This is a genomic window from Streptomyces sp. CRN 30 (genome assembly GCF_034105845.1).
Genome location: NZ_JAVRHI010000402.1, coordinates 36,039 through 54,369, shown reverse-complemented (window position 1 = coordinate 54,369; position 18,331 = coordinate 36,039). Strand labels below are relative to the sequence as shown.

The following is an 18,331-nucleotide window of genomic DNA, read 5'->3' as shown; positions in this document are numbered from 1 at the left end:
CACGGGTCTCAGCGACCACCGCCCGGCTGCTCCAGCTCCGCCCGCTCCCACCCCGGACGGTCGGGCCGGGGTCCGAGCTGCCGGGGGTCGCGCGAGCGGTACACGATGTACGGCCGCACCAGGTACTGCACCGGCGCGCTGAACATGTGCACCAGCCGCGTGTACGGCACCAGCGCGATCAGCACCATCCCCACCACCGCGTGCACCTCGTACAGCACCGGCACCCCCGACATCAGCTCCGTCTGCGGGTTCAGCCGGAAGAGGCTGCGGGCCCAGGGGGCGATGGAGTGCCGGTAGTCGAACCCGGTGCCGGAGGAGTGCGTGAGCTTGGCGACCATGCCCAGCACGATCGACCCGACCAGGAAGACGTACATGAACTTGTCGTTGCCCGTCGTCGCCCGGAACACCGGCGCGTTGGTGCGGCGCCGGTAGACGAGCAGCCCGATGCCGATGACCGCGAGCACGCCCGCGAGGGTGCCGCCCCAGAGCGAGAAGAGGTGGTAGGCACGCTCGTTCACCCCCACCGCGTCCGTCCACGACTCCGGGACGAACAGGCCGATCAGATGGCCGACCAGCACGAACAGGATGCCGTAGTGGAAGACCGGCGAGGCGATGTTCAGCAGCTTGGACTCGTAGACCTGGGAGGAGCGGGTGGTCCAGCCGAACCGGTCGTAGCGGTGGCGCCAGACCAGGCCGGCGACGAGCGAGACCAACGCGGCGTACGGCAGCACGCCCCACAGGAAGACGGTCATCGGCGGGCTCCGGCGGTCGCGGGCGGCAGGGTGGCGCACACCGCGGCGGGCACGCACGCGTACGGCGTGCCGAAGGCGGTGAGCCGGGTGCTCAGCTGGACCAGGGCCTCCCGGTACTCGACGAGGAGCCCCATGTCACCGGTGCGGGAGGTGAACTCGAGGACGGCCGGCAGGAAGTCGGGGAGTTCCTCGCCGGTCAGCTCCAGGCCGTGGGTCCGGTACAGCTCCTTGAAGCGGACCAGGGACATCCCGCGGTTGCGGGTGTCGCCGTCGCTCCACCAGCTCAGGTACAGGCTGTGCCGGTTCTTGAAGTCGAAGACCTCGACGTAGTGGGCCTGGAGTTCGTTCTGCGGGGTGCGCGTCGCGTGGTCGGTGAACTCCCGCAGCGGCGGCGCGGCCTCCCTCAGCAGCGGCAGCCGGGTGCGGAAGTCGTCGTCGGGGTAGGTCAGGCAGAGCGCGGCCGCCTGGTAGAGCACCTCGAATCCGGGCATCAGCCCTCCTTCTCGTCATCGGCGGTCTGCCGGCGGCGCAGGATGTGGAAGTTCTCCACCGGCACCAGCGGCAGCCGCTTGCGTCCCGAGTCCTGGCCGAACGGCCCGTCACCGGCCGTCCCCGGCCCCTCGCCGCCCGGCCCCGGCCCGCCCTCGAAGTCCAGGCTGCACGTGTCGGGCAGCGCGGACGCCTCTAGGCGGTGCGCGTCGCCGACGGCGGCCGTCGGGATGACGTACCGCTCCTCGTACTTGGCGATGGCCAGCAGGCGGTACATGTCCTCGATCGCCTCGGGTGTCATGCCGATGGCCTCCGCGACGGCCGGGTCGGGTTCCTCGCCGAGGTTGACCGCCCGCATGTGGGAGCGCATCGCGGCGAGCTTCTCCAGCGACGCCCGCACCGGCCCGGTGTCACCGGCGGCGAACAGCTCCGCGAGGTACTCCAGCGGGATGCGCAGCGTGTCGATCGCGCCGAACAGGTTGTCCGCGTCTTCCCCGTCGTGCCCGGTCTCGGTGAGCGCGTCCACGACCGGCGACAGCGGCGGGATGTACCAGACCATCGGCATCGTCCGGTACTCCGGGTGCAGCGGCAGCGCGACCCGGTACTTGCTGACCAGCGCGTGCACGGGGGACCGGCGGGCCGCCTCCAGCCAGTCGTAGGGGATGTCCGCCGCCTCGCACGCCCGTCGCACCTCGGGGTCGTCCGGGTCGAGGAAGACGTCCAGCTGGGCCCGGTACAGCTCGCGTTCGTCGCTCGTCCCGGCGGCCGCCGTCACCTTGTCGGCGTCGTACAGCATCACGCCGAGGTAGCGCAGCCGCCCGACGCACGTCTCCGAGCAGACCGTCGGCTGGCCGTTCTCGATGCGCGGGTAGCAGAACGTGCACTTCTCTGCCTTGCCGGTGCGGTGGTTGAAGTACACCTTCTTGTACGGGCAGCCGGTCACGCACATCCGCCAGCCCCGGCAGCGGTCCTGGTCGACGAGGACGATGCCGTCCTCGGAGCGCTTGTACATGGCCCCCGACGGACAGGACGCCACGCACGACGGGTTGAGGCAGTGCTCGCAGATGCGCGGCAGGTAGAACATGAAGGTCTCTTCGTACGCGAACCTGACCTTCTCCCCGGTCTCCCGGCGGACCCGTTCCACCATCGGGTCCAGGTCGCCGTAGGCGGGGGCGCCCGCCAGGTTGTCGTCCCAGTTCGACGACCAGGCGATCTTCATCGGCTTGCCGTCGAGCTGCGAGACGGGCCGGGCCACGGGGTAGTCGCCGCCGAGCGGGGCGTCGGTGAGGTTCTTGTAGTCGTACGTCCAGGGCTCGTAGTAGTCCTTGATCTCCGGCAGCTTCGGGTTGGAGAAGATCCCGGCGAGCTTCTTGAACCGGCCGCCCGCCTTGAGCCTCAGCGCGCCGCGCCTGTTCAGCTCCCAGCCGCCGCGCCACTTCTCCTGGTCCTCGTAGCGGCGGGGGTAGCCCTGGCCGGGGCGGGTCTCGACGTTGTTGAACCAGACGTACTCCATGCCCCGGCGGTTGGTCCACGCCTGCTTGCAGGTGACCGAGCAGGTGTGGCAGCCGATGCACTTGTCGAGGTTCATGACCATGGCGACCTGGGCCATCGGACGCATCAGTACGTCACCTCCTGGCCGCGGCGCCGGATCACGGTGACCTCGTCACGCTGGTTACCGGTCGGGCCGAGGTAGTTGAACGCCCAGGAGAGCTGGGCGTAGCCGCCGATGAGGTGCGACGGCTTGAGGATGAGGCGGGTGAGCGAGTTGTGGATGCCGCCGCGCATGCCGGTGGTCTCCGTCAGGGGGACGTTGACGGTGCGTTCCTGCGCGTGGTGCATGTAGACGGTGCCGGGCGGCATCCGGTGCGAGACGATCGCGCGGGCCACCACCACGCCGTTGCGGTTGACCGCCTCGATCCAGTCGTCGTCCGCCACGCCGATCGCCTCCGCGTCCTGCGGCGCCATCCAGATGCTCTGCCCGCCCCGGGAGAGGGAGAGCATGAACAGGTTGTCCTGGTACTCGGAGTGGATCGACCACTTGTTGTGCGGGGTCAGGTACCGGACCGTCACCTCGCGGGTGCCGTCCGGTCCCAGCCGCGGTTCGCCGAACAGCCGGTGCATGTCGAGCGGCGGCCGGTAGACGGGGAGCGCCTCGCCGAGCTCGTGCATCCAGTCGTGGTCGAGGAAGAGGTGCTGCCGGCCGGTGAGGGTGTGCCAGGGCTTGAGCTGCTCGGTGTTCTGCGTGAACGCCGTGTACCGGCGCCCGCCGTACTCGCTGCCCGACCACTCCGGGGAGGCGTTCACCGGCACGGGCGCCGACTGCGTGTCCGCGTAGGTCACCCGGCGGCCCTCGTGCTCGGCGGCCAGGTGCGCCATCTCCTGGCCGGTCTTCGCCTCCAGGGTGCGGAACCCCTGCACGGCGAGGCGGCCGTTGGTGGTGCCGGACAGGGCGAGGATGGTGTCGGCCGCCTTCACCGCCGTGTCCAGCGAGGGCCGCCCGTCCGCCGGGCCGCCGCGCACCGGGCCGTTCTTCTCCCGCAACAGCGCCACCTCCTCGTCCGGCCGCAGCGCGATGCCCTTGGCGGGCAGCCCCTTGGCCTCGACGAGCGGTCCGAGTGCCGCGAACTTCGCGCCGATCGCCGTGTAGTCCCGCTCGACCACGGCCAGCGCCGGCATCGTCTTCCCCGGCTCCGGCTCGCACTCGCCGCGCCGCCAGTCCCGCACCACCCCGCCGGGCTGGGCGATCTCACCCGGGGTGTCGTGCTGGAGCGGGGAGGCCACCAGGTCCTTGCGGACCCCCAGGCGCCCGGCGGCCAGCTCGCTCAGCTTCTCGGCCAGCCCCTTGAAGGTGTCGAAGTCGGTGCGCGCCTGCCACGGCGGGTCCACGGCCGGGGAGAAGGCGTGCACGTAGGGGTGCATGTCCGTGCTGGACAGGTCGTGCTTCTCGTACCAGGTCGCGGCGGGGAGCACGACATCGGAGAGCAGGGTGGAGGAGGTGTGCCGGAAGTCCAGCGACAGGAGCAGGTCGAGCTTGCCCTCGGGTGCCTCGTCGTGCCAGGTCACATCCCGCGGACGCTGGTCCGGCGACGCCTCCTCGGCGCGCAGCGAGGAGTGGGTGCCCAGCAGGTGCTTGGTGAAGTACTCGGCGCCCTTCGCCGACGAGCCGAGCAGGTTGGCCCGCCACAGCGTCACGATGCGCGGCCAGTTCTCCGGCGCGTCGGGGTCCTCGCAGGCGAACTTCAGGGTCCCCGCGCGCAGTTCGGCCACCGCCTTGGCCACCGGGTCGCCGAACTCCTCGCCCAGCTCCAGCGGATTGCGGTCGAAGGTCGGGTACGACGGCATCCAGCCCAGCCGCGCCGACTGCGCCAGGCAGTCGGCGCCGGTCATCCCCGCGAACCTGCCCTCGCCCAGCGGCGAGGCGAGCACATCGGCGCCGAACCGGTCGTAGCGCCACTGGCCGGTGTTGAGGAACCAGTACGCCGTGCCGATCATCTGCCGGGGCGGGCGGGTCCAGTCGAGGGCGCCCGCCAGCGACGCCCAGCCGGTCAGCGGGCGGCACTTCTCCTGGCCGACGTAGTGCGCCCAGCCGCCGCCGTTGCGGCCCTGGCAGCCGGTGAGCTGGAGCAGCGCGAGGAAGGCCCGGTAGATCGTCTCGGAGTGGAACCAGTGGTTGGTCCCGGCGCCCATCAGGATCATGCAGCGGCCCTTGGAGCGCTCGGCGGTCCGCGCGAACTCCCGGGCGATCCGCACGCAGGCCGCCGCCGGGACCGAGGTGTGGGTCTCCTGCCAGGCCGGGGTGGCGGGGGACGCCGCGTCCTCGTAGGAGGCGGGCCAGTCGCCCGGGACACCGGGGCGGGAGACGCCGTACTGGGCGAGCAGCAGGTCGTAGACGGTCGTGACCAGCGGGCCGTCCGGGCCGCCGAGCCGGGTGGCGGGGACGCCGCGCCGCAGCACGTCGCCGCGGCCCTGGCCGTGCGGTCCGCCGTCGGTGTCGAAGCGGGGCAGCAGCACCTCGACGCCCGCCGCCGCCTCGTGCCCGTGCAGGGTGAGCCGGGGACGGAGCCCGTCGAGGTCCAGGTTCCACTTCCCCCGGTCGGCCTCGTTCCAGCGGAAGCCGAGGGAGCCGCCCGGGACCACCGCCCGGCCGGTCGCCTCGTCCAGCACCACCGTCTTCCACTGCGCGTCGGGGCCGCCCTGACCCAGGTCGGCGGCGCGCAGGAACTTGGCCGGTACGTGCGCGCCGTCCCGCTCGGTCAGCGTCACCAGGAACGGCAGGTCGGTGAAGCGGCGCACGTACTCCGTGAAGAACGGCGTCTCCCGGTCGACGAAGAACTCCTTGAGCACCACGTGCCCCATGGCCAGCGCCAGCGCGGCGTCCGTGCCCGGGTGCGGGTGCAGCCACTGGTCGGCGAACTTGGCGTTGTCGGCGTAGTCGGGCGCCACGACCACGACCTTCTGCCCCCGGTAGCGGGCCTCCGCCATCCAGTGGGCGTCCGGCGTGCGCGTCACCGGCACGTTCGTCCCCCACATGATCAGGTACGCCGCGTCCCACCAGTCGCCCGACTCCGGCACGTCCGTCTGGTCGCCGAAGACCTGCGGGGACGCCACCGGCAGATCGGCGTACCAGTCGTAGAACGACAGCATCGGCGCGCCGATGAGGGAGTGGAAGCGGGCGCCCGCCGCGTGCGACACCATCGACATCGCCGGGATCGGCGAGAACCCGGCGATCCGGTCCGGCCCGTACTTCCCGATGGTGTGGACGTGCGCGGCGGCGACCAGCTCCAGCATCTCGTCCCAGCCGGCCCGCACCAGGCCGCCCTTGCCCCGGGCCCGCTGGTAGCGGCGCCGCCGCTCGGGGTCGTCCTGGATGTCGGCCCAGGCCAGCACCGGGTCCCCCAGCCGTGCCTTCGCCTCCCGGTACATCTCCAGGAGTACACCGCGCACGTACGGGTAGCGCACCCGGGTCGGCGAGTACGTGTACCAGGAGAACGCGGCGCCCCGGGGGCAGCCGCGCGGCTCGTACTCGGGACGGTCGGGGCCTACCGACGGATAGTCCGTGGCCTGCGTCTCCCAGGTGATGATGCCGTCCTTGACGAAGACGTTCCACCGGCACGACCCCGTGCAGTTCACCCCGTGGGTGGAGGTCACGACCTTGTCGTGGCTCCACCGGTCCCGGTAGAAGGCGTCCGCCTCCCGGCCGCCGGCCAGACCGATGCTGTGCAGGTCGGGCGCGGCCGTCCCGCGGCGGAAGAACCGCCCCGCGCGCAGCAGCGCCGCCCCCGGCTCGGTGGGCGGTGTCCGCGTGTCCGTCACAAGCGCTCCTTAGCTGGCCCCGGCTTCAGCCGGCCCTGGCTTTCGAAGCTAGGGGCGAGCGGGGGAGCGCACCAGCCACAGGGGCCTGTACGGGGCCTGTACGAGACAGGCCCGTGCGCGCCGGGGCGCGCGGTTCAGCTCAGTAGGAGTCGCGGTACTCCCGCAGCAGTTCCCCGGTGCGCTGCGCCGACGCGGCCAGGGCCGTCATGTGGTCAAGGACCTCCAGGTGCGCGGAGACCTCGTCCCGGGAGTCCAGGTACAGCGCGCCGGTCAGGTACTCGGTGAAGACCATGTCCGGCAGCTCCGGCTCCGCGAACCGGAACAGGGTGAACGGCGCGTACGTCCCCGGGTGCGGGCCGGTGGCGAACTCGGCGACCTGGAGGGTCACCCGCTCGTGCCCGGCGTACTCCAGCAGCTTGTCGAGCTGCTCGCGCATCACCCGGCCGTCGATGCTCACCGGGCGGCGCAGCACCGTCTCGTCCATCACCACCCACAGGTGCGGCGGACGCTCCCGGCGCAGCAGCCGCTGCCGCTCCATGCGCAGCGCCACGTGCCGCTCGACGGCCGCCGGGCCGCTGTTCCCTATGGTCCCGGTCTCCAGCACGGCGCGCGCGTACTCCTCGGTCTGGAGCAGGCCGGGCACGAAGTGCGGCTCGTAGGTCCGCACGATCCGGGCGGCGCCCTCCAGACTCACGTACAGGCTGAACCACTCCGGCAGCACGTCGTGGTAGCGCTGCCACCAGCCGGGCCGGTTCGCCTCCTCCGCGAGGTCGACGAAGGCCGTCACCTCGGCGTCGGGCACACCGTAGGCGTTGAGCAGGATCTGCGCGTACGGGATCTTCAGGGCGACCTCGGCCGTCTCCATCCGCCGTACGGTGGCGGTGGCCACCCGCAGCACCTTCGCGGCCGCCTCACGGCTCAGGCCGGACTTCTCCCGCAGCTCCTGGAGCCGCTTGCCCAGCACCACCTGGCCCACGGTGGGTGCGGGCCGTCGGTCACTCACGCCACGCCCCCTCCAACGCGCCGAAGTATCCCCCTAGTCTGTCACGGTCCCCCGTACGTCCCACAAGCGCCGTCCGGTGGGACGCCGGGTCGCGGGTGTTCGCCGTTTCGGAAGAGGAGGGCCGATCATGGCCGTCGAACCGCTGTCGCACAAGGAGATCGAGGAGCGGCTGGCCGAGCTGCCTGGCTGGTCGTACGAGGAGGGCCGCCTCACCCGTTCCTACCGGCTCGGCTCGCACGCCGCGGCGACGGCGATGGTCGTGCACATCGCGCAGGTCCAGGAGGAACTCGACCACCACTCCGACCTGACCCTCGGCTACGACACCGTCTCGCTCAGCACGCACACGCACAGCGCGGGCGGCGCGGTCACCGAGAAGGACGTCGAACTCGCCCACCGGGTGGAGGATCTGGCCGCGGGTCACGGGGCACACTGACCTTCGTGCTGGACTACGACGAGGAAGCGGAACGGTACGACGCGTCGCGCGGTGGCGAACCCCGCGCACAGGCCGCCGCCGAGGCGGTCATCGCACTGGTCCCGGCGGACGCGCGCAGCCTGCTCGACGCCGCGTGCGGTACCGGGATCGTCACCCGGCGGCTCGCGGCCGCCCGCACCGGACTGCGGGTCGTCGGCGTGGACCTGGCCCCCGCCATGGCCCGGCAGGCCGCGGCCCGGCTGCCCGGCGCGGTGGTGCGCGCGGACAGCCGCCGGCTGCCGTTCGCGGCGGGGCGGTTCGACGCGGTGAGCAGCGTGTGGCTGCTGCACCTGGCGGCGACCGACACCGACGTGGGGACCATCGTGGGGGAGTGCGCGCGGGTGCTGCGGCCCGGCGGGGTGTACGTCACCACCGTCGACAAGGGCGCCTCGCACAACGTCGGCAGCGACATCGACGCGGTGCTCGCCGCCCGTCCGCGGAGCGTCGTCCGGGACGCCGAGGCGGCGGTGGAGGAGTGCGCCCGCGCACACGGGCTGCTCCCGGCGGGACGGGCCCGTTTCACCGGCCGGGGCCAGGGCCGCAGTCCCCGCCGCACCATCGCGGACCTGCGGCGCGGCTGGTTCATGACGCTGCCGCCGGGCGATCCGCTCGCCGACGGTTTCGCCGCCCGGCTCGCGGCCCTGCCGGACCAGGACCGGCCGCGCCCGGACCCGGTCTTCACCCTCCGGGCGTTCCGCCGCCCGGAGGGACGCTGATCCCGGGCGGGCCGATGCGCGCGGGGCGGCAACTCCCGCGCCCCCGGCGGCGACTGAGAGGGGAATCCCCCCGCCCTCTCAGGAGGCCCACCCCATGGCACACCCGCAGCACCCGCACGGACGCGGCAGACGCCGGGTCCTCGTTCCCGCCCTCGCCGCGGTCACCGTCCTGGCCGGCGCCGGGCTGACCACGCTCACCGCCGACACCGCCGAGGCCGCCACCGCCCGGCAGGTCGAGAAACTGGACCGGGGCGTCGTCAGCGTCCACACCTCCGCCGGCAACCTGGTCAGCTGGCGCTGGCTCGGCACCGACCCGAACGACGTGTCCTTCAACGTCTACCGGGCCGGTACGAAGGTCAACTCCAGCCCGGTCACCGGCTCGACCAACTACTTCCACTCCGGCGCACCCGAGCAGGCCGACTACACGGTCCGCGCGATCGTGGGCGGTGTGGAACAGGCCGACTCGGTCAACGCGATCCAGTTCCGCGCCGGCTACAAGGACGTCCCCATCTCCCCGCCGTCCGGCGGCACCACGCCCGACGGGGTCGCCTACACCTACGAGGCCAACGACGCCTCGGTCGGCGACCTCGACGGGGACGGCGCCCTGGACATCGTCCTGAAGTGGCAGCCCACCAACGCCAAGGACAACTCCCAGTCCGGGTACACCGGCAACACGATCGTCGACGGCATCAAGCTCGACGGCACCCGGCTGTGGCGGGTCGACCTCGGCCGCAACATCCGCTCCGGCGCGCACTACACCCAGTTCCAGGTGTACGACTACGACGGTGACGGCAAGGCCGAGGTGGCGATGAAGACCGCCGACGCCACGGTGGACGGCACCGGCGCGGTGATCGGCAGCTCCTCGGCCGACTACCGCAACTCCTCCGGCTACGTGCTGTCCGGCCCCGAGTACCTGACGATGTTCAACGGCCAGACCGGCAAGGCGATGGGGAGCGTCGACTACGTCCCCGCGCGCGGCACCGTCTCCTCGTGGGGCGACTCCTACGGCAACCGCGTGGACCGCTTCCTGGCCGGCACGGCGTACCTGGACGGTGCCCGCCCCTCATTGATCATGGCCCGGGGCTACTACACCCGCAGCGTGATCGCGGCCTGGGACTGGCGGGGCGGGGCGTTCACCCGCCGCTGGACCTTCGACACCAGCTCCTCCACCAACACCGGCAAGGGGTACGACGGGCAGGGCTCGCACAGCCTCTCCGTCGGGGACGTCGACAACGACGGCAAGGACGAGATCGTGTACGGCGCGATGGCCGTGGACGACAACGGCAACGGCCTGTGGACCACGAAGACGGGCCACGGCGACGCCCAGCACCTGGGCGACCTCGACCCGTCCACCTCGGGCCTGGAGTACTTCAAGGTCTCCGAGTCGACCTCGCAGCCCGCGGAGCTGTACATCAACCCGTCCAACGGCTCGGTCCGCTGGAAGCTCGACGCCTGCTGCGACAACGGGCGCGGTGTGGCCGGCGACGTGTACGCGGGCAACGACGGCGCGGAGGTGTGGTCGGCCTCCGACACCTACATACGCGACGAGGCCGGCGCCACCAAGGGCCGCGAGCCGTCCTCGGTGAACTTCCTGTCCTGGTGGGACGGCGACACCACCCGGGAACTCCTCGACGGCACCCACATCGACAAGTACGGCACGTCCTCCGACACCCGCCTGCTCACCGGTTCCGGCGTGGCCTCCAACAACGGCACCAAGGCGACCCCGGTCCTCTCCGGCGACATCCTCGGTGACTGGCGCGAGGAGGTCATCTGGCGTACGAGCTCCAACACGGCCCTGCGTATCTACTCGACCCCCACCGAGACCACCACGAAGATCACCACCCTGCTCCACGACACGATGTACCGCACGGGCCTGGCCTGGCAGAACACCGCCTACAACCAGCCCCCGCACCCGAGCTTCTACCTCGGCAGCGGCATGGCGACGGCCCCGCGCCCGTCGGTGTACACGCCGTAGGAGCCGCCGCACAGGGCTGAACCCCGCCGCGGTCCGCCGGTGCGCGCGGGCCGCGGCGGGAGCGGTCAGGGGGCCTGCCGCAGTCCCGCGACGAGCAGGCCGACCAGGCGGCGCGCGTCGTAGGTGCCGCCGTTCTCCGCGCCGATGCACAGGTTCCCGACCCCCCGCATCAGCTCGACCGGCGGCAGGCCGGGCCGGATCTCGCCCGCCTCCGCCGCCGCGTCCAGGAGGTGGCCGCACACGGGCGCGAGCCGCTCGATGAAGGAGGCGTGCAGCGCCTGGAACCCCGGGTCGTCGGAGTTGAGCACCGCGGCGAGCCCGTGCTTGGTGACCAGGAAGTCGACGAACAGGTCGATCCACCGGCCCAGTGCCGCGTGCGGGGAGGGGGCGCTCCGCAGGAGTTCGGGGCCCGCCTGCGCGCACGCCTCGATCTGGTGCCGGTACACGGCGACGATCAGGTCCGCCCGGGTCGGGAAGTGCCGGTAGATCGTGCCCGTGCCGACCCCGGCCTCGGCGGCGACGTCCCGCACCGGCGCGTTCACGCCCGACCTGACGAACACCGCGGCGGCCGCGTCCAGCAGGGCCTCCTGATTGCGCCGGGCGTCCGCCCGCCTGGGCCGGGCCGTGCCCCGCACGTCTCCCTCGTCGCCGTCCTTCACGTCCGTCCCTCCGCACGGGGTCGCCCGGGTTGCATAAACGGAACACTGTTCCGTATCGTTAACGGAACAAGGTTCCGCTTGTCGTTCTCATCATGCCAGACCGGCCTTCGAAAGGCACACCCATGCCCGCTTCCCCCTCCGCCCCGATCGTCTCCGTGCGGCCGGTCGTGCTGCCGGCCCCCGGCCGCGGCGACGACCTCCAGCTCCGCGTCTCCGCCCCCGTCACCGGCCACGACCTGCCCGTCGTGCTCTTCTCGCACGGCTACGGCCAGTCCATGGACGGCTACGCCCCGCTCGCCGACCACTGGGCCGCCCAGGGCTTCGTCGTCGTCCAGCCCACCCACCTCGACTCCCGCCGCCTCGGCCTGCCCGCCGACGACCCCCGCACCCCGGGGATATGGCGCGTCCGCGTCGAGGACCTGAAGCGCTCCCTCGACGGACTCGACGCCCTGACGGCGGCCGTCCCCGGTCTCGCCGGCCGCGTCGACCACGGCCGGATCGCCGTCGCCGGACACTCCTGGGGAGCCCAGACGGCGAGCATGCTCCTCGGCGCCCGGGTCCTCGGGGCCGACGGCACCCCGGGCGAGGACCTCTCCGACCCGCGGGTCACCGCCGGCGTGCTGCTGGCCCTGACCGGCCTCGGCGGCGCCGACCTCAGCCCCTTCGCCGCCGAGAACTTCCCCTTCATGAGCCCCTCCTTCGCCACCATGACCACCCCGGCCCTGCTGGTCGCGGGCGACAAGGACGACTCCCCGCTCTCCGTGCGCGGACCCGACTGGTTCACCGACGGCTTCACCCACAGCCCGGGGGACAAGGCCCTGCTGACCCTGTTCGGCGCGGAGCACTCCCTCGGCGGCATCACCGGGCACGAGTCCACCGAGACCACCGACGAGAGCCCGGAGCGGGTCGCCCTGCTCCGGCGGCTGACCACGGCCTGGCTGCGCACCGCCCTCGGCGCCGACGCCGCCGCCTGGCCCACGGAGCGTGCCGCACCGCAGGCCGGCCCGCACCCGCTGGGCGAGGTGCGGAGCAAGTGACGCGAAGCGGGGCGTGCTCCCGCCGGAGAGCACGCCCCGCCCGTTCCCGCGCGCGGCTCAGCCGACCGCGCAGCTCTCACCGCCCAACGAGAAGGACGCCGGTTTCCCGTTGGTCCCCGACCACTCACCGGTGAAGCCGAAGGCCACCGAGGAACCGGCCGCCACGTTCCCGTTCCAGCCGACGTTCTTCGCGGTGACGGAGGACCCCGACGCCGTGTGCTCGGCGTTCCACATCTGGGTCACCTTCTGCCCGTTCGGGAAGGTCCACCCCAGCGACCAGCCGTTCCAGGCGGCCGTCCCCGTGTTGGTCACCTTCACGTCCGCCTGGAAGCCGCCCGACCACTGGTTGGTGACCGTGTACGTCACCGAGCACGCCCCCGAGGGCTCCGGCTCGGTGCCGGGATCGGTGGAGCCGCCGGCCGTGTCCCCGTACACCACACCCCGCCCGTTGGTCGCGACGTACACCCGCCCGTACACCCGCGGGTCACCGGTGATCGCCGCACCGGTCCACCCCCACTGGTGGGCGTCGTCGTTGACCCGTGTCCAGCTCGCGCCCTGGTCGGTGGAGCGGAAGACGCCCCGCACCCCGCCGATCTTCGCGCCGGTGTAGAGGGTCTGGTACGAGGCACCGGGCGCCGCCTTGCCGAACCCGACCGTGTCGGCCTGCTCGACGTTCGACAGCCTGGTGAAGCTCGCGCCGCCGTCCGTGGAGTGCCACAGCCCGTACGCCCCGTCGCTCGCGCCGCCGGCCAGCCACACATCGCCCTCCGTGCCGGGCAGCGCCTTGAACCGCACGCTGTCCCCGCTCGGCAGCCCGGTCGCCGCCGACGCCGTGAACGTCGCGCCGCCGTCCGTACTGACGTAGAACTTCCCGGACTTGAACCCGTAAAAGGTCTTCGCGTCGACCCGGTCGGACTCCACGACCGCGCCCGCCGGGATGCCGCTCGACGCCTGCCAGGAGGTGCCGAAACCGGTCGTGTACTGCACCCCCGTGCCGGCCGGGCTCCACACGAACCGGCTGCCGTCGGCGCCCGCCGCGACCGTGCCGCCGCCGCTCACCCCCGAGGGGTCGGTGCCGCCGAACCAGTTGGCGCCGTTGTCGGTGGAGAAGGCGATGTGCGGACCGGAGTCCAGGTTGCCGACCCGGACGACCGTGTTCGGGCTGGTCTCCGCGTAGTCCAGACTCGTGCTCGACGTGAAGTTCGGCGAGGTGAACATCATCGACGGGACCTTCGTCAGGTCCGTGTGCCGGAAGCCGCCGATGTCACCGAGCGCGCTGAGCAGCGGCGCGCCCGACGGGGGAGAGGCGAGGTCGTTGACGGCCGTCTCCTCAAGACCCCGCACCATCGGCTCGATGGCGAACTTGCTCCCGGCGTCCCAGTTCGTGAGGTTCTCGGTGCCGTAGACCGTCGCGCCCGTCCCGTACATCATCCGGTCGCTGTCGAACGGGTCGATCTCCAGCGCCTCCGTCATCCACCCCAGCTTCGGTGTCTGCTCGGGCGGGGTGGGATTGGCGCCCCAGGTCAGCCAGGGCGAGGAGGAGACGTCCATGGTGTAGCGGTTCTCGCGGTTCGGGTACGACGTGTAACTCCACGCCTGCGTCCAGGTGGAGCCGCTGTCCGTGGTCCGGAAGATCTGCGTGTCCGGCCACCAGGAGCTGTAGGCCGTCGCCATCACCGTGCCCGGATGGAGCCGGTCGACGGTGAGCCCGCTGAACCCGTAGTAGGTGTCGGCCTCCGCCACCGGGCTGATGTCGGTCCAGGTGCCGGTCGCCGTCGCGTACCGGTACAGCCGCCCCTTGCCGCCGTCGTACGGCCCGCCCGTGTCACTGTAGGCCAGGTACAGGTAGCCGTTCTCGGCGTCCAGCACGCCCTTGTGCGCCAGGTACCCGGTCGGCTGCCCGGCGATCCGCTGCCAGCTCGCGCCCGCGTCCGTCGACCGGTACACGGCGTTCTCCTTGTCGGCGACCCCGACGTAGATCGTCTTCGTCGCCGAGGTGCCGCTCCCCGTCGACTCGTCGAAGGTGACCCAGGTGATGCCCTGGTTGTCGGAGCCGTAGCCGCTGGTGTCGCTCGGGTCCTGCGCGTAGTTCCCGGGGTTGGGGAAGGCCGTCACCTGCGACCAGGTGACCCCCGCGTCGGCCGACCGCCACAGCCCCTTGCCGCTGGGCGCGCCCAGGTACAGCACCCGGTTGTCGTGCGGGTCGACGGCGAGCCGCTCGCCCATGCCGCGCCCCGGCATGTTCCCGCCCAGCTTGAACGGCAGGTCGGTCTTCTGCCAGGTCGCGCCCCGGTCACCGGAGCGCAGCACGGCACCGTTGCCCGGGTCCCAGGAGTTGGTGTACGTGCCGACCGCCGCGTACACCCGGTCGGGGTCGACGGAGTCGGAGGCGACACTGACGACACCGGTGTGCCCCCAGTCGTCCCAGCCGACGTGGTCCAGGAGCGGCGTCCAGGTCTTCGTCGCCTGCTGCCACCGGTAGGCGCCGCCGATGTCGGTACGGGCGTACGCCAGGTCCTTCTCGGTGCGGTTGAAGACGATGCCGGGGACGAAGCCGCCGCCGTCGATCCGGGCGTTCTTCCAGGTGTAGGTGTCGGCGGCGACGGAGACGTCCGGCTCCGGCGCCTCGGCGGCCAGCGCGGCGGGCGGCCCGCCGGTCAACAGCCCGGCCGCAAGCGCGAGCGCGGCGGTGAGTATGCGGGTCCTGTGCACGGAGGACCGTCCTTCCGGAGGGGAGGGGGACGCGTACGGCCGGGTGGCACACGAGCCACCCGGCCGGTCCCGTCGTCCGGTGACGGGACAACACGCGGAGCGTCAGGCGCCCCGAAAGGGGCGCGGGGAACTGCGCGACCAGCCACGACGGACCCGCGGTCGGACAGACCCCGCACCCTCGCGGGACGCCGGGCGGGGGCTACTCCAACAACTCCGCGTACGAGCCCATGGCAAGCGCGATGTCCGCCTGGGCCCAGAACCGGTGATACGTGAACGTGGGCGCGGCCCCACCCGCCAGATAGCTCTCGACCTTCGACCAGTTCGGGTCGTCCTCGTAGAAGGACCGAATGGACTCGAACGTGGACGACGCGTTGATCGCGTCCCCGTTGGGCATCGTGCCGCTCCACCCGCTCGGGACGTACACACTGTCGTCGAAGCGGTTGTAGTCCGCCCGGGTCTCCGGAACCGCGATACCCAGCGCGTCCTGGTTGTTCTCCCACATGCCGTCGAGCAGCGCCTTGGCCGTGGAGGCCGCCTCGGTGTCACCGGACCGGTCGGCGTAGTACGTCAGTGTCTTGGCGTACGCCGCCGCCACACCCACGTCGTTCGTGTAGTCCGCGACCGACACGTGCAGCGAGCTGTTCGCCCCCGGCGAGGACGCGTTCCAGGTGTCGGGCGCGCCCGACCACTGGAGCGTCGAGGGGATGCGGAACGACCCGTCCGGGTTGACCGTCGTCTCCGACAGCGCCCAGTCGACCCACTTGTCGAGCACCGCCTTGGCGTCGGCGTCACCGCTCTGCTGGTAGTACTCGGCGACCCGCTCCATGGACCACGCCTGGAAGCCGAACCACTGGTTGGACGGCGGGTCGTGGTACACCGGCTTCTCGTCGTAGTACATGCCGTAGAACGTCGGCGTACCGGCCGGCGGGGTCGCGTACCGGCCCTGCCAGCTGTTGGTCGCGCCGCCCGCGATGCCGCCCTCGTCCGACTGGAGCCAGCGGTAGAACTCGATCTGCCGGTCCAGTGACTTGGCCCAGTCCGCCTGTCCCGTCGCCGACTTGGGCTTCAGGTCGGCGTAGGAGCTGAGCGCGTAGGCGGCCAGGGGGTTCTGGTAGCCGCCGTGGGTGTGGCTGGAGCCGATGCGCCAGGCCCAGCCCGCCGAGGTGTCGTAGGCGCCGCCCCACGCGTAGTACCAGGAGAGCAGGTAGTGCGAGGCGTCCTTGCCGGTGCCCGCCGGGCAGCTCGTCGCCCCCACGCAGTTGCCGACCTTCTTGAAGTACTTGTCGAACATCGCGTAGCGCAGGTAGTCGCCCATCTTGGCGGCCTTGGCGACGGTCCCGGAGACCTCCGAGCCCTTGCCCTGCTCGTCCGCCCAGAGGTCCGCCCAGTACGCGGCCTGCACGGCCCGCGCGTCGGCGTCCGGGGCGTTGGTGAACTTCCACTGCTTGGCGTAGGAGGCGTCACCGGTGAACAGGTCCAGATAGCCGTTGGTGGAGCCGTACTTGAAGGCGTCGCAGGTGGGCTGCGGCACCGTCTCCCACACCGACTCCTGCGCGCCGCGCTGGAAGGTGTTGATGTACGACGGCCCGGTGTCCGACGGGCCCGCCTCGCACTTGCCGGGCGAGTTGCCGTAGCCGTAGACGTTGTCCACGTCCTGGAGCCAGTGCATGCCGTACACGTCGTCCGTGCCGTACGCCGACTTCAGCTCGGCGGCGATCGGGTCGGGACCGACGGAGACCGTGCTGTCCAGCGCCGCCGGGTACTGCTGCGGCGTGTCCCACTCGGGCGCGTAGGTGGCCGGCTTGGACGCGTTGTACGAGGCGTTGGTCGGCTGGTCGGCGTGGGTGGGGATCATGTACTTCTCCATGATGTCCCAGGCCCCGTTGAACCGGGTCCAGTCACCCGTCACCTTGCCGTACATGGCCTGGAGCCAGAGCAGGTAGCTGTACGCCTCCGACGTGGTCTCGTGGCCGTGGTCGGGCGCCTCGACGATCAGCGTCTCCACCGAGTGGTACGGGATGCCCTCGGGGGAGAAGTAGCCGTTCGCCGGGTCGGTGATCTTCCCGTACAGCTCCAGGAACCGCGCGTCGTACTCGGTCGCGGCCTCCAGCTGGGTGACGGTGACCGTCGCCTTGCCGTGGCCCGGGGCCGTCGACTCGAAGACCGCCGCGCCGGTGCCGGAGGCGTTGGCGCCGATGGTCACCTTCTGCGCGGTGGACCAGTTCGACGGGGTGAAGGTGAGCGACGCGCCGCCGGTCACCGACAGGCCCGTGTTGCCGCTCGTCCGCGCGGTGGTGACGGTGACGTTCGCGGTGGGCTGCGTGGACAGCTTCACCTCGTACGTCCCCGACTCACCCTGCTGGACACCGAGCTGGGCCGGTGTGGCGACCACGGTGGGTCCGGCGGCGACGGTGATGCCGACCGGCGTGGAGGTGCCCGCCGCGCCCAGGCTGTCGTACGCCTTCGCCACCAGAGAATGACTGCCCACGGTCAAGCCGGAGGCGGAGTACGTGTACGGCGCGCTGCTGTCGGTGCCGAGCAGCGTGGCGTCGTCGTAGAACTCCACCTTGGTGACGGTGGCGCTGTCGGCCGCCGCGGCGGTGGCCGCCAGCGGGACCGCCTGGCCCTGGGAGTACACCGCGCCCGCGGTCGGGCTGGTCAGCACGGTGATCGGCGGCTGGTGCGCGCCGGTGCACGCGGTGCCGTTGACCGCGAACGACGTCGGCGCGGTGTTGGTGCCGCTGTAGGTGAACTGCGCGCCGGTGGTGACGGCGGCGCCGGCGCCTATTCGAGCGTTGTACGCGGCGTTGGCCACCGTCACCGTCGAGCCGGACTGCGACCAGGTTCCGTTCCATCCGTTGGTGAGCTTCTGGTTGCCCGAGTAGCCGTACGTCAGCGTCCAGCCGTCGATGGCGTCGGTGCCCCGGTTGGTGAGGGTCAGTTCGGCGGTGAAACCGGAACCCCAGTCGTTCGTCTTGTAGTCCACGCTGCACTGAACCGCCGCCGCGTGCGCGGTGGTCGTGCCGGTGCCCACCAGGGTGAGCGGGAGCGAGAGGGCCGCCAGCGCGGCGGTCCACAGCCGCCGCGCTGCACGGCGTCTTCGTTCTCGGAGCATGGTGCTGGTTCCTCCTAGCGGCTCGTGCGGAGAGCGGGAGAGGGGAGGAGCAACAAGCCTTGAACCAGTGGGAGCGCTCCCATGTTGA

The 18,331-nt window shown here is 71.7% G+C and carries 12 protein-coding genes; 4 read left to right on the top strand and 8 right to left on the bottom strand.

What is annotated here, in order from left to right; translation table 11 throughout:
* Positions 1-8: 8 nt before the first annotated feature.
* The 5 genes from narI to UW392_RS44645 form a co-directional block, all read right to left on the bottom strand.
* Entirely contained in the window at positions 9-752 is a 744-nt protein-coding gene (narI, locus tag UW392_RS44665) for a respiratory nitrate reductase subunit gamma (RefSeq protein ID WP_320781060.1), read from the bottom strand.
* Positions 749-1,243, bottom strand: coding sequence for a nitrate reductase molybdenum cofactor assembly chaperone (gene narJ / locus UW392_RS44660; protein WP_320781059.1), 495 nt, complete (start codon positions 1,241-1,243; stop codon positions 749-751). Before narJ ends, narI begins: the two co-directional genes overlap by 4 nt.
* Positions 1,243-2,859, bottom strand: coding sequence for a nitrate reductase subunit beta (gene narH, locus UW392_RS44655; RefSeq protein WP_320781058.1), 1,617 nt, complete (start codon positions 2,857-2,859; stop codon positions 1,243-1,245). The genes narJ and narH overlap by 1 nt, the downstream gene beginning before the upstream one ends.
* A complete protein-coding gene (locus UW392_RS44650; RefSeq protein ID WP_320781057.1) occupies positions 2,859-6,554 on the bottom strand; it encodes a nitrate reductase subunit alpha in 3,696 nt (1,231 codons plus the stop codon). The genes narH and UW392_RS44650 overlap by 1 nt, the downstream gene beginning before the upstream one ends.
* Before the next feature lie 139 nt (positions 6,555-6,693).
* Positions 6,694-7,557: a helix-turn-helix transcriptional regulator gene (locus UW392_RS44645; protein ID WP_320781056.1), complete on the bottom strand. Its 864-nt coding sequence runs from the start codon at positions 7,555-7,557 to the stop codon at positions 6,694-6,696.
* 127 nt (positions 7,558-7,684) lie between these two features.
* Here UW392_RS44645 and UW392_RS44640 point away from each other — a divergent pair, with 127 nt between their 5' ends.
* From UW392_RS44640 to UW392_RS44630, 3 genes are all read left to right on the top strand, one after another.
* The gene (locus tag UW392_RS44640) at positions 7,685-7,990 is read left to right on the top strand and encodes a 4a-hydroxytetrahydrobiopterin dehydratase (protein WP_320781055.1); all 306 of its coding nucleotides are present in this window, start codon (positions 7,685-7,687) and stop codon (positions 7,988-7,990) included.
* Positions 7,991-7,995: 5 nt separating this feature from the next.
* The gene (locus UW392_RS44635) at positions 7,996-8,745 is read left to right on the top strand and encodes a class I SAM-dependent methyltransferase (RefSeq protein ID WP_320781054.1); all 750 of its coding nucleotides are present in this window, start codon (positions 7,996-7,998) and stop codon (positions 8,743-8,745) included.
* Between the two features lie 94 nt (positions 8,746-8,839).
* Entirely contained in the window at positions 8,840-10,720 is a 1,881-nt protein-coding gene (locus tag UW392_RS44630) for a rhamnogalacturonan lyase (protein ID WP_320781053.1), read from the top strand.
* A 65-nt stretch (positions 10,721-10,785) separates the two neighbouring features.
* Here the strand turns inward: UW392_RS44630 and UW392_RS44625 are convergent, their stop codons facing one another.
* Positions 10,786-11,379 carry a TetR/AcrR family transcriptional regulator gene (locus UW392_RS44625; RefSeq protein WP_320781052.1) on the bottom strand — a complete coding sequence of 198 codons (594 nt, stop codon included), beginning with the start codon at positions 11,377-11,379 and terminating at the stop codon, positions 10,786-10,788.
* A 122-nt stretch (positions 11,380-11,501) separates the two neighbouring features.
* Here UW392_RS44625 and UW392_RS44620 point away from each other — a divergent pair, with 122 nt between their 5' ends.
* On the top strand, positions 11,502-12,416 hold the full coding sequence (locus tag UW392_RS44620) for a chlorophyllase (RefSeq protein WP_320781051.1): 915 nt from the start codon (positions 11,502-11,504) through the stop codon (positions 12,414-12,416).
* A 57-nt stretch (positions 12,417-12,473) separates the two neighbouring features.
* Here the strand turns inward: UW392_RS44620 and UW392_RS44615 are convergent, their stop codons facing one another.
* Together UW392_RS44615 and UW392_RS44610 are read right to left on the bottom strand one after the other, a co-directional pair.
* Positions 12,474-15,128 (bottom strand): cellulose binding domain-containing protein, encoded by a 2,655-nt coding sequence (locus UW392_RS44615; RefSeq protein ID WP_320781050.1) that lies wholly within the window; start codon positions 15,126-15,128, stop codon positions 12,474-12,476.
* A 199-nt stretch (positions 15,129-15,327) separates the two neighbouring features.
* Positions 15,328-18,243 carry a glycoside hydrolase family 48 protein gene (locus UW392_RS44610; protein WP_320781049.1) on the bottom strand — a complete coding sequence of 972 codons (2,916 nt, stop codon included), beginning with the start codon at positions 18,241-18,243 and terminating at the stop codon, positions 15,328-15,330.
* Between the last annotated feature and the right edge of the window lie 88 nt (positions 18,244-18,331).